This window comes from Neobacillus massiliamazoniensis (assembly GCF_001048695.1).
In the GTDB taxonomy this organism is placed as follows: domain Bacteria; phylum Bacillota; class Bacilli; order Bacillales; family Cytobacillaceae; genus Neobacillus; species Neobacillus massiliamazoniensis.
In genome coordinates this window covers 626382-637591 of the sequence record NZ_CVRB01000002.1, presented here as the reverse complement: position 1 = coordinate 637591, position 11210 = coordinate 626382, and the positions used below count along the sequence as shown (strand labels likewise).

At 40.3% G+C, this 11210-nt stretch carries 7 protein-coding genes; 6 read left to right on the top strand and 1 reads right to left on the bottom strand.

Annotated features, from left to right (window positions below; translation table 11 throughout):
• Nucleotides 1–93: 93 nt before the first annotated feature.
• From BN1082_RS10930 to ebgA, 6 genes are all read left to right on the top strand, one after another.
• Entirely contained in the window at nt 94–1365 is a 1272-nt protein-coding gene (locus BN1082_RS10930) for a sugar ABC transporter substrate-binding protein (RefSeq protein ID WP_090634168.1), read from the top strand.
• A gap of 60 nt (nt 1366–1425) precedes the next feature.
• Nucleotides 1426–2337, top strand: a complete 912-nt coding sequence (locus BN1082_RS10925; protein ID WP_090634973.1) for a carbohydrate ABC transporter permease — start codon at nt 1426–1428, stop codon at nt 2335–2337.
• Between the two features lie 36 nt (nt 2338–2373).
• Nucleotides 2374–3204: a carbohydrate ABC transporter permease gene (locus BN1082_RS10920; RefSeq protein WP_090634167.1), complete on the top strand. Its 831-nt coding sequence runs from the start codon at nt 2374–2376 to the stop codon at nt 3202–3204.
• A 394-nt stretch (nt 3205–3598) separates the two neighbouring features.
• Nucleotides 3599–4876 (top strand): MFS transporter, encoded by a 1278-nt coding sequence (locus tag BN1082_RS10910; protein WP_090634165.1) that lies wholly within the window; start codon nt 3599–3601, stop codon nt 4874–4876.
• A 15-nt stretch (nt 4877–4891) separates the two neighbouring features.
• Nucleotides 4892–6589 (top strand): amylo-alpha-1,6-glucosidase, encoded by a 1698-nt coding sequence (locus BN1082_RS10905; RefSeq protein WP_090634164.1) that lies wholly within the window; start codon nt 4892–4894, stop codon nt 6587–6589.
• 41 nt (nt 6590–6630) lie between these two features.
• Entirely contained in the window at nt 6631–9675 is a 3045-nt protein-coding gene (gene ebgA, locus BN1082_RS10900) for a beta-galactosidase subunit alpha (protein WP_090634971.1), read from the top strand.
• Nucleotides 9676–9744: 69 nt separating this feature from the next.
• On the opposite strand, the gene BN1082_RS10895 is transcribed toward ebgA, so the two are convergent.
• Entirely contained in the window at nt 9745–11145 is a 1401-nt protein-coding gene (locus tag BN1082_RS10895; RefSeq protein WP_090634162.1) for a sigma-54 interaction domain-containing protein, read from the bottom strand.
• Nucleotides 11146–11210: the final 65 nt, after the last annotated feature.

Sequence of the window (11210 nt, the reverse complement as noted above, 5' to 3'; positions counted from 1 at the left end):
TAAGATAAGATGAATTTAAGTATGATACCGCTTTCATAAACGATAAAATGAAAGCGGTTTAATTTTTATATTTAATAAGGGGGAAAGTCCTGAATGAAGAAATTTAGCATCCTAACAATAGTTTTATTATTGGCCTTCTCTTTAGCAGCTTGTTCAAACAGCAGTTCAGGTAATACTGCATCTGACGGCAAGAGTAATAACAGCGATGGTAAAGGTGATGTAACACTAAGATTCGCTACTTGGGATACCGGGGAAGCATTAAAAATTGAACAACAAATTGCCAAAAAGTTTCAAGAAAAAAACCCAGGTGTTAAAGTCCAAGTTGAAGCATACGGTGATGGGTTTGACCAGAAGCTTGCCGCTTCCTTTGGGGCAAAAAATCCACCCGATGTTATGTATATGTGGAATTTCCCTGCATACACAGAATCACTAGAGCCTTTGGATAAGTACATTGAGGGTGACTCGGAAATGGACTTAAACGATTTTTACCAAGGCTTATTTAATTATTCGAGCATGAATGGAAAAATATATGGAATGCCCGCTGGTTTTACGACAAGGGTTGTTTATTATAACAAGGATTTATTTGATAAAGCACACATCCCTTATCCAAAGGATGGCTGGACATGGGATGACTTTAAACAAATCGCCAAAAAATTATCCGACCCAAGTCAAAAACAATATGGCGTAGGACTTGTTCCTGAGCCAGATACGTATGATCTCCAAGGTTTAGTGTGGAGCAATGGCGGTAGCTATATTAGCAACGATGGTAAAAAAATAAAAGGGGTTATGAATAGCCCGGAAACAATCGATGCCCTAAATGTATTAAGTGATCTTTTGAAAGATAAAAGCGCCGTTCTTGTTGGCGGGAAAAACCAGCAAAGCGGAGATGACATTTTCAAATCTGGAAAAATTGCAATGTGGGAAACTGGTGTTTGGCCTTTACAAGGATTTAAAGATGCCAAGATCAATTTCGGAACGGTTGAGGTTCCATCCTTTGGCGGCAAGCCGACAAAAGGTGTCATTGCTGCATCCGCGGTTTCAATCGCAAAGGATTCAAAGCATAAAGACCTTGCTTATAAATTTGTAAAATTCTATTCTTCAGCAGAAGCCATCAAAATGCGGACTTCTGATTTACCAGTTCGAATCAGTGTTGTAAAACAAATGAATATGCAACAGGATCCATTGCTAAGTCCGTTTTATAAAATGCTTGAACGGTCTACCAACACACCTGCATTCCTATTAAATAAAAATTGGAATGATATCAATCGCAACTTGTCTTCTGCAATCAATGCCATCATGCTTGGGCAGAATCCAAAGGAGCTATTGAATCAAGCGGTTTCGGATTCAGAGAAATACATGAAATAGATAGACTATAAAAATGAGGTGTTCACTTTGAAATCAATACCGGCCTCTTCTACACCGCATTTGGAATTAAATCGAAAAAAGAAGCTGAAGTGGGACAAGATTGTCCCCCTTCTTTTTATCGCACCGTGGGTATTTGGGTTTTTGGTCTTCACGCTGGGGCCTTTACTGTACTCCCTCTTTATCAGCTTTTTTGATTGGCCAATTGTCGGAAAGGCAACATTTATTGGAATCGGTAATTATAAGACGATGTTTACCAATGATCCGCTGTTTTGGAAATCATTATGGGTGACGGCTAAATTTGCCTTATTTTTCGTCCCCTTAAATATTATTATCGCCCTGGTTTTAGCTATCTTATTGAACCAGAACATAAAGGGCCATTCTTTTTTCCGAACCTTTTTCTATCTTCCTTCCGTTATTTCTGGTGTCGCTCTTGCCATGATTTGGGCATGGGTTTTCAATGGCGAGTACGGAATTCTTAATTACTTTCTTTCCTTATTCGGCATTACGGGACCGGATTGGTTGAATAACACGAAATGGGCGCTCGTGGCGATGGTCATTGCCAGTCTTTGGGGACAAGGACAGATGATGTTAATTTTCTTAGCAGGGTTAAAAGGTATTTCAAAAGAGATGTATGAAGCAGCCTCCATCGACGGAGCCAATAAACTGACCCAGTTTTTCAAAATCACCTTGCCGCTGCTAACGCCAACAATCATGTTTAATTTGATTACAACGATTATTTCAGCCTTCCAGCAATTGACTTTAGCTCTTGTTCTAACAGGTGGAGGACCGCTAAAATCAACCTATTTTTATGCAATGTATGAATATGAAAATGCTTTTAAATATTTTAAAATGGGTTATTCCTCGGCAAATGCGTGGTTTATGTTCTTAATTGTATTAGGTTTAACCATGCTCGTGTTTAAATCTTCGTCGGCCTGGGTGTATTACGAAGGAGAAGTGAAGAAGAAAAAATAGGATTGCAGTCAATCCTTGGAACCGAGGGGGTTTACAATGAAAACGAAAAGTAGGGTAGAAAAAACCTTTATATATGTTCTCTTAATCTTATTTTCACTATTATTTTTAGCTCCGTTGTTCTGGATGTTTACGACATCATTGAAAGGACCGAATGAGCTTTATCAGTTCCCACCAAAATGGATTCCATCTAAGTTTCATTTTGAAAATTTTAAAAATGCATGGACGTCCCAGCCATTTACCCAATATCTGATCAATTCTGTTACGGTAACGATCATGGCAACTCTTGGTCAGATTGTTTCCTCGGCGTTAGTGGCCTATGGCTTTGCAAGATTTCAATTTAAGGGAAGAGACTTTTTGTTTATGGTGCTTCTTGCAACGATGATGATTCCGTGGGAAGTAACGATGATTCCTTTATATATGGAATTTAACTGGCTAGGTTGGCTTAATACGCTAAAACCGCTGATTGTTCCATCTTGGTTTGGGTCGCCATTTTTTATCTTCCTGCTCCGCCAGTTCATTATGGGAATCCCGAAAGAACTGGATGAGGCAGCAAGAATGGATGGGGCGAACTCCTTCCAAATTTTTTATAAAATTTACATTCCATTGATGAAACCGGCGCTAATTCTCGTTGGGGTGTTCAGTTTCTTAAACTGTTGGAATGATTACCTAGGACCATTAGTATTCTTAAATGATCAAAGTAAATATACTCTAACTCTTGGGCTTGCCCAGTTTAAAGGGATGTTCGGTGTTGATATGGAAGGGATTATGGCCATTACGGTTCTTATCAGTATACCGCCGCTTATCCTCTTCTTTGCTGCCCAGCGCTATATCATGGAAGATGTCTCAAAGACTGGGGTAAAAGGGTAAAGGAGTTTTATAAGTTTGTGTAGAAACTGGTCAGAGGGGCTCCCCATCTGACCAGAAATGTTTTTATTAGCAAGATAGTTATTTTAAAAGAAGGCTGTGTTAAAGGGCATTGTTGATTTTGAAACTATGTTGATTGGAGCGGAAGGCGCGAGACTCCTGCGGGAGTACGGGGCAGGGGAGACCCCGCAGGCGCTTAAGCGACGAGGAGGCTCCCCGGAACGCCTGCGGAAAGCGAAGCGCCTGGAGCGGAAATCAACAGCCAAGTTTAACACAGCCTAAAAGAAAGTATAAAAATTGACTTCGAGAATTGTCTAGCTTCAGGCGCCATCGGCTCGAGGTCACAAGCCGATAAACGGAAGCATTAAGCTTTTCTCATGAAAGGTTGAAGCATGCCATGATACAGTCATCACATTTTCTACCCTTGTCTCCGGGGGTGAAACGGTTTTTGGCCACTGAATCCATGTATGGGCTGAGTATCGGAATGTTCACTTTAATCTTGAATCTTCATTTATTAGATATGGGCGTTTCGGAAAAACAAATTGGATTGATTACCTCCATGGGGATATTGGTGATGGGGATTTTTGCAATTCCGGTAAGCATTCTGGCAAAAAAAACCGGTCGAAAAAAACTGCTTGTTTCCGGTGTCGGGTGTTTAGCTCTTGGCTGCAGCATGTTTGCTTTGGCAAAAAGCTTTATTTTATTTTTTGTGGCGCAATGGATCGTGTCAATTGGGCTAACACTGGTGGAAACAACTGAGACCCAATTGCTGTTTTATTATAGCGGTTCAAAAAGGGAAGAAACGCAAGCCTATAGTTTTATGTTTGCCGTGTTTACAGCTTTTACCGGAGTAGGAACATTACTAGGTGGTTTTTTGCCCCACTGGATTGATCTCTCAGGAAGGGGTTACCAAAACACATTATTAGTCACATCGGGGATATTTGTGCTCTTAGCATGTGCAAGAGGGTGGCTACTGCCCGCAGAAAAACAAGATGCGCCGTTACAGGAAGCCCGGCCGATGGAAAAGAAAGATCCCCTTTTAACTAAGTCTAGGCTTACTCAAAGCTTGAAACAAAAGGTATTATTGTTTTCGCTTTTTGCGTTCCTTACGGGAGGAGCAATAGCTTGCCTGCAGCCTTATCTAAATTTATTTGTAAAGCTTCGCTTTGGTTTTTCAAGTGAATCGGTGTCAATTATTCTAGCTTTAAACGGTCTTGCTCTATTCATCGGTTCGATTATGTCACCAATTTTAATAAACCGCTGGGGGATTAAAAGGACGTTTTTCTCTATTTATCTAGTCAATATTATTTTTTGCTTTATTTTATATTTAAACATTCCAGCGGTGCTCTTTTCGACACTATTAGTAGTACGTGGAGGAATGTTTACGATGCTGACAAACCTGGCTGATAGCCTTTCGATGTCCTCCTTTAAGGATGAGGAACGAGATTTGTATGCAGGAATGAGGGCGGTTTTTCGAAGTGTTGGTTCCGCATTAGTTGCTTTTATCATTGGTGGGATTCTGGCAACAAATAACTACACCCTTCCATTTTTATTAGCAGGACTGATGCTTCTCATTGGCTATATCTATTTCGCTTATGTACTTCGTGCGAAGTATCTTGAATCAGATCAGGAATATCAAATTAATGGGCAAAATGAGCTGCCAAATGAATGTTGAAAGTGAAGTGATCTTATGTTTGAGATAAAAAAAATTCCCTTCAGTCGTTTTGGTTCTTTTATTACGATTTCACCTAATCATCAAGATGACCCCGATGGTCCTCTTTTCATTCGGAATATTCGCAATGGAGACAATGATTTTGGCGAAGTTTTCCGGATCGATCTTATTTGCGAAGGAGCTCCTCAGCTATATACAGCGGTTTTACACCCCAGCATTCTTCGGTTGGAAAGTGAAAAAGGGATCGCGGAATTTTGTATAACAGAGGCTAAAGTATTACAAATACGAAGCCATGGTGTTGGGGTAAGGCTGACAGGAATAACTGGCGCCTATGATTATGCAGTCAAAGTAGAAAATAATCGTTGGGAAGTGAATCATTCACTTCAGGAAATAAGGTATATGCTTACTTCTGTAAAAGGGAGCTTGGAAATGGATGCTCCATTCATCGAACAGCGCTGTGAAAAGATTGTCGCTGATTTTCATCCGGATCCTACCTCAGCAGAAATGGAATGTGTGATCGAAGAATTTTCTGTGGTGTACCAGCCCCGAACTTATCCAGATTTTAGAGAAGGACATAGGAGCGTTGAAACAGAATACGAACAATGGCTGAAAAATACTCTTAATACGCCTGAGGAATATAGAAGAGGTCATGAACTTGCCTCTTATATTACTTGGTCTTGTGTTGTTTCACAGGAAGGAATGCTGCCGAGACCAGCAATGTATATGTCGAAGAACTGGATGACGAATATTTGGAGCTGGGACCATTGCTTCAATGCTTTAGCCTTAGCAAAAAATTCACCTAAACTAGCCTGGGATCAGTTTATGACTTTTTTTGATTTGCAGGATAAGTCCGGGATGCTGCCAGACTTCGTCAACAACCGGTTCGCCCTCTGGAACTTCACAAAACCGCCGATCCATGGATGGACATTACGGCGGATTTGCGAGCAAAGTGACTTTTTTACTTTGGACAAATTGCAAGAGGTTTACGAGCCGCTTGGAAAATGGACGAAGTGGTGGCTGACATTTCAGGACAGCGACCACGACGGGATTCCGCAATACAATCATGGAAATGACAGCGGCTGGGATAATAGTACAATTTTTCATAAAGGTACTCCAGTTGAAAGCCCGGACCTATCGTCTTTCCTAGTGCTGCAAATGGAAGTATTAGCGGAAATCGCTGCTAAACTCGGGAAAAAGGACGAGGCTGAAAAATGGAAACAGGAATCGCATGATCTATTGACAAGAATGATTGATCATTTCTGGGATGGCAGTCGATTTGTAGCGAAACGGTCTGGTACCCACGAAAGGATCGAATCAGATAGTCTCGTATTATATATCCCAGTCATTCTTGGAAATCGGCTTCCGTCCGAAATCTTAACTAGATTGGTTGAAGATATTAAGAATAGAGGGTTTTTAACTCCATTTGGTCTTGCCACAGAGCTTCCAGAAAGCTCATTTTATCGACATGATGGATATTGGCGAGGACCAATCTGGGCTCCAACCACCTTATTAATTGTCGATGGGCTTCTTTCCTCAGGAGAAAAGGAATTAGCTCTCGAAATTGCACGGAGGTTCTGTGCTATGGCTTCGAAATCAGGAATGGCGGAAAATTATAACGCATTAACAGGGGAAGGCTTACGTGACCCTGCATTTACCTGGACATCAAGCGTCTTTCTTATTCTTGCAAATTTATTGCATAATAATAGAATGTTCTAATTAATATAATAATTTAATTTTAAGGAGGAATGATGCAAAAAATGAAGAGATGGGAAGACATTCATACAGATGGTATTAACCGCATGGCTGCTCGCTCTCACTATATTAGTTTCCCTTCCCGTGAAGCGGCAGAAACTGGGGATGTGAGAAATAGTCATTACTATCAAAACCTTAATGGAACGTGGAAATTTCTTTTTCTTGAAGCACCTGAATATTCACCTGAAGACTTTTATATAGAGAATTTAGATACCAAAAATTGGGATGATATTATCGTCCCAGGCAATTGGCAGCTTCAAGGCTATGGGAAAATGCATTATTCCGACTTGTGGTATAATTTTCCGATTATCCCGCCTCGTGTACCAACTGATAACCCGACAGGTATTTATCGACGCCAATTTGATTTAGATCGGAATCTTGACGGAGAACAATTAATCCTTCGCTTTAATGGAGTCGATTCAGCCTTTGAATTGTATGTAAATGGACAATTTGCCGGTTACAGCAAGGGCGCTCGGATCCAATCAGAATTTGATATAACTGATTTATGCCGCCATGGTGCTAATACACTGACGGTCCGGGTATTCCAGTGGTCTGATGGAACTTATTTAGAGGATCAGGATATGTGGTGGTTAAGTGGAATTTTCCGTGATGTGGAGCTATACTCACGGCCAACCTCTGGTCTATATGATTATACCGTAAACACTGAGCTTGACGGCGATTGTAAGGATGCTAGATTAACCGTTTCAGTTGTCCAAACCGACCATTGTAATCAAACAATTGTTTACGAATTACTCGATCCAGCAGGAAATCAGGTGTTTCTGAAAGAACAGCGAGCAGAAGAGCCATTCAGTAAATTTATTGCGGAACCATTGAAATGGAGTGCGGAAGAGCCTCATTTATATCAACTAAATATGACGGTAAAGAAAGATGGAAAAACCATCGAAGTTATTCATCAGCCAGTAGGATTCCGCTCCATTGTTCTCGCGGGTGACCAATTCCTTGTTAACGGTGTAGCTATTAAATTTAAAGGCGTGAATCGCCATGACTATAATCCGAAAACAGGACGAGTGGTGACAAAAGAGGAAGTTGAACAAACGATAAAGACCATGAAGCAAAACAATATTAACGCCGTTCGTACTGCACATTATCCAAATTCTCCTTTTCTTTATGAACTTTGTGATCAATACGGAATGTATGTCATTGATGAGACGGATTTAGAATGTCATGGGTTTGAACTGACAGGAAAATATGATTGGATTAGCAACGATCCTGAGTGGGAAACTGCCTACGTATCCCGTCTTGAGAGGATGATACAGCGTGATAAGAATCATCCTTGTATCATCATGTGGTCCCTTGGAAATGAGTCTGCTTTCGGTCATAACTTCCGTGCCATGGCTAAACGGGCGAAGGAAATGGATCCGACACGCCTTGTCCATTACGAAGGAGATCGTGAAGCAGAAGTAACGGATGTTTACAGCACCATGTATACATGGCTTGAACGTAAAGAAAGGCTGACAATGGATCAGGTGATTGAAAAAGCAACAAAACCACATATTCTCTGTGAATACGCACATGCCATGGGGAATGGACCTGGAAACCTGAAAGAATATCAAGACTTATTTTACAAATATGATAAACTTCAAGGCGGATTTGTTTGGGAATGGTTCGATCATGGAATAGAAACCGTAACTGAGGACGGGAAAGTTTATTATCGTTACGGTGGCGACTTCGGTGACGACCCAACGAATGGCAACTTCTGCATTGATGGGTTAATCATGCCAGACGGCACACCATCCCCGTCATTGTTTGAATACAAAAAGGTGATTGAGCCGGTGCAAACGGAATGTGTCGATATTGAAAAAGGCATTTTCCGACTTATTAATCGGTACGATTTTCTATCAATCAATCATTTGGAATTAACCTGTTCACTTTATGAGGATGATAAATTACTAGATACCTGTCGTGTAGAGCTACCTGAGCTCACTGCCCGCGGATCAGTAGAGATTCAGCTTCCTGTTGGACAAGAGATTGAAAAAATAAGCGGTGCACATTATTACCTTGTGCTTTCTTATAAATTAAACCAAGATACACGCTGGGCAGCACGAGGCCACGAATTGGCAAATGCTTCATTTGTGCTTCCAGGTAAAGAAAAAATAGCCAATGTGCATGCGGACGGAGATTTACAAGTTAATAGAGAACACGCCTTTTTGAAAGTAAGTGGCGCTGACTTCACAGTAACATTTGATTGTGTGAAAGGGATATTAAAAGAGGTAGTCCGAAACGGGAAGGTCATCATTGAAAACGGTCCGCGTTTTAACTTCTGGCGTGCACCAATTGACAATGATATGTACCTGCTGCCTGATTATCGAACCAAATACTTCATGCACTTAGGACATGAAATCGTAGAGGATATTCATTATGAAATGAAGGAAGGAGTATTTGAATGGCATACCAAAGCCCTTTATGGGACTACAAACAGCTCTTGGTATTATCAAATTCAATATACTTACAACATCTATCCAGACGGTGACATTGTTTGTACAATCGACGGTGTCGCTTCCGGCGTGAAAGAAAACGCTCCAGTGATGATTCCTCGTCTAGGTGTCCAGCTGCAATTAAATAAAGACTACACGAAAGCAGAGTGGCGCGGCAGAGGTCCAGGTGAAAGCTATCCAGACTCAAATCAAGCGAATCACTTAGGTGTCTATCGTCAAACAGTCGATGAGTTGTTTACTAACTATGTAAAACCTCAGGAGAACGGCAATCGTTCTGAATGTGATTGGGTTGGCTTTACCGACCTTGATCAAAACGGTCTCATTTTCATTGGTGGTGATACCTTTAACTTCAGCGCTTCACACTATGAAGTTGGCGACCTTGAAAAGGCGAAGCATACGATTGATTTGCAGCCTCGAGACTACATTGTCTTAAATATTGATTACAAACAAAATGGTCTCGGAAGCAATTCTTGCGGACAAGACCAACTTGAACAATACCGCTGTAAATTCGAGGACTTTACCCTGTCCTTCCGCATTTCCGCATTCAACAGCGAAAAAACAACAGCGGTAGCACTTGGAAGACAAAAGTGCTAATTTGGGTGTCAGGCACCAAAGATGCCATTTAAAAAAAGCGAGGAGCTCCTCGCTTTTTTTTTGAGTTTTTTACGAACGAATCTGCAGTTTATCGATTTTTCGGTATAACGTGCGAATGCTAATGCCTAAGTCTTTTGCGGCTAGTTGTTTTCCGCTATAGCTATTGCCGTATTGGTCTAATTTCTGAATAATGATTTCCTTTTCGGCTTCGACAAGGGCAGGTTTATGTTTTTGCTCTAGTTTATGATGGCCGATTAATGGATTCGAAAGATAGGGGGGAAGCGAATTTTTGGTTAATACATTTTTCTGTTCAATGTTCATACTGTATTCAATTACATTTTCAAGCTCACGTAAATTTCCCGGCCAGTGATAGGAAGATAAAATATTCATGTATTCCTTAGTGCAGGAGTCGATAAATTTTCCCGTTCGTTCTGATAATTTTTCGATAAAATTCATTACCAATAATTCTAAATCCTCCATTCTTTCTCTTAATGGGGGAATGGTCATAGGAATGACATTAAGCCGATAAAAAAGATCGGAACGAAATAGTTTTTCATTCATTAGTTCATCAATGGAACGATTCGTTGCTGAAATAAGGCGGACGTTCACTTTCTTTGAAGTTGTTCCACCAACACGCCTTATAATTCCATCTTGTATTACTTTCAAAAGTTTAGGTTGTAGACTGATTGGTAAATCAGCAATTTCATCTAAAAATAATGTTCCATTATCCGCTAGTTCAAAGTATCCCTGTTTTCCATGTCTTTTCGCATTTGTAAACGCCCCCTCTTCATATCCAAATAATTCGCTTTCAAATAGACTTTCTGGAATGGCAGCACAATTTAATTCAATAAATGGACCTTTACTTACAAGACTGGTTTCATGAATATATTGAGCTAATAAACTCTTTCCGGTACCAGTTTCTCCGGTAATTAAAATGGAGGACGTACCATTCCTGATGCTTTTTATTAAATTATGTATTTGAGAAAGTGATTTGCTCTTGCCAAATATATAGTTTTCACTTACGAGAACGCGGTTCTCCTTTACTTTTAATTCATCTGTATCTCGTAAAATAGAAATAATAATTTCTTTTAAACGAGATAGCCATTCAATATAGTACTCTTTATTTTCTATGAGGATCCGCTCATTCTCCTGAGAGAAGCTGACAAAGGATAGATAGCCATATTTTTTTCCATTGATAATCATGTCCTGAACTAGTTCTGCTTTTGAAGGGCAATTATTGATGAAATGACAGCCGTCACAAGTGGGCATTTTGCCAGGCTGATGGAGTAAAGTAATATGGTGTCCGTACAGATTATTAAAAAACGGGACATGAACCTTCTTTCCTTTACGAAGAATATATTCCTCTGTTGCAGCAATCAGCTGTCCATCTGGATTAAAACAGGCAATATCCACGCGAAGAAGTCTTGAAAAAGCTTGGATGACTTTTGAAATTGAGTTTAAAAGCAGCAAATGAATCCCCCCAAGTCCGTTCTCTTTTTGTTTTATTATACAATAAAGAATATTCTGATATATGT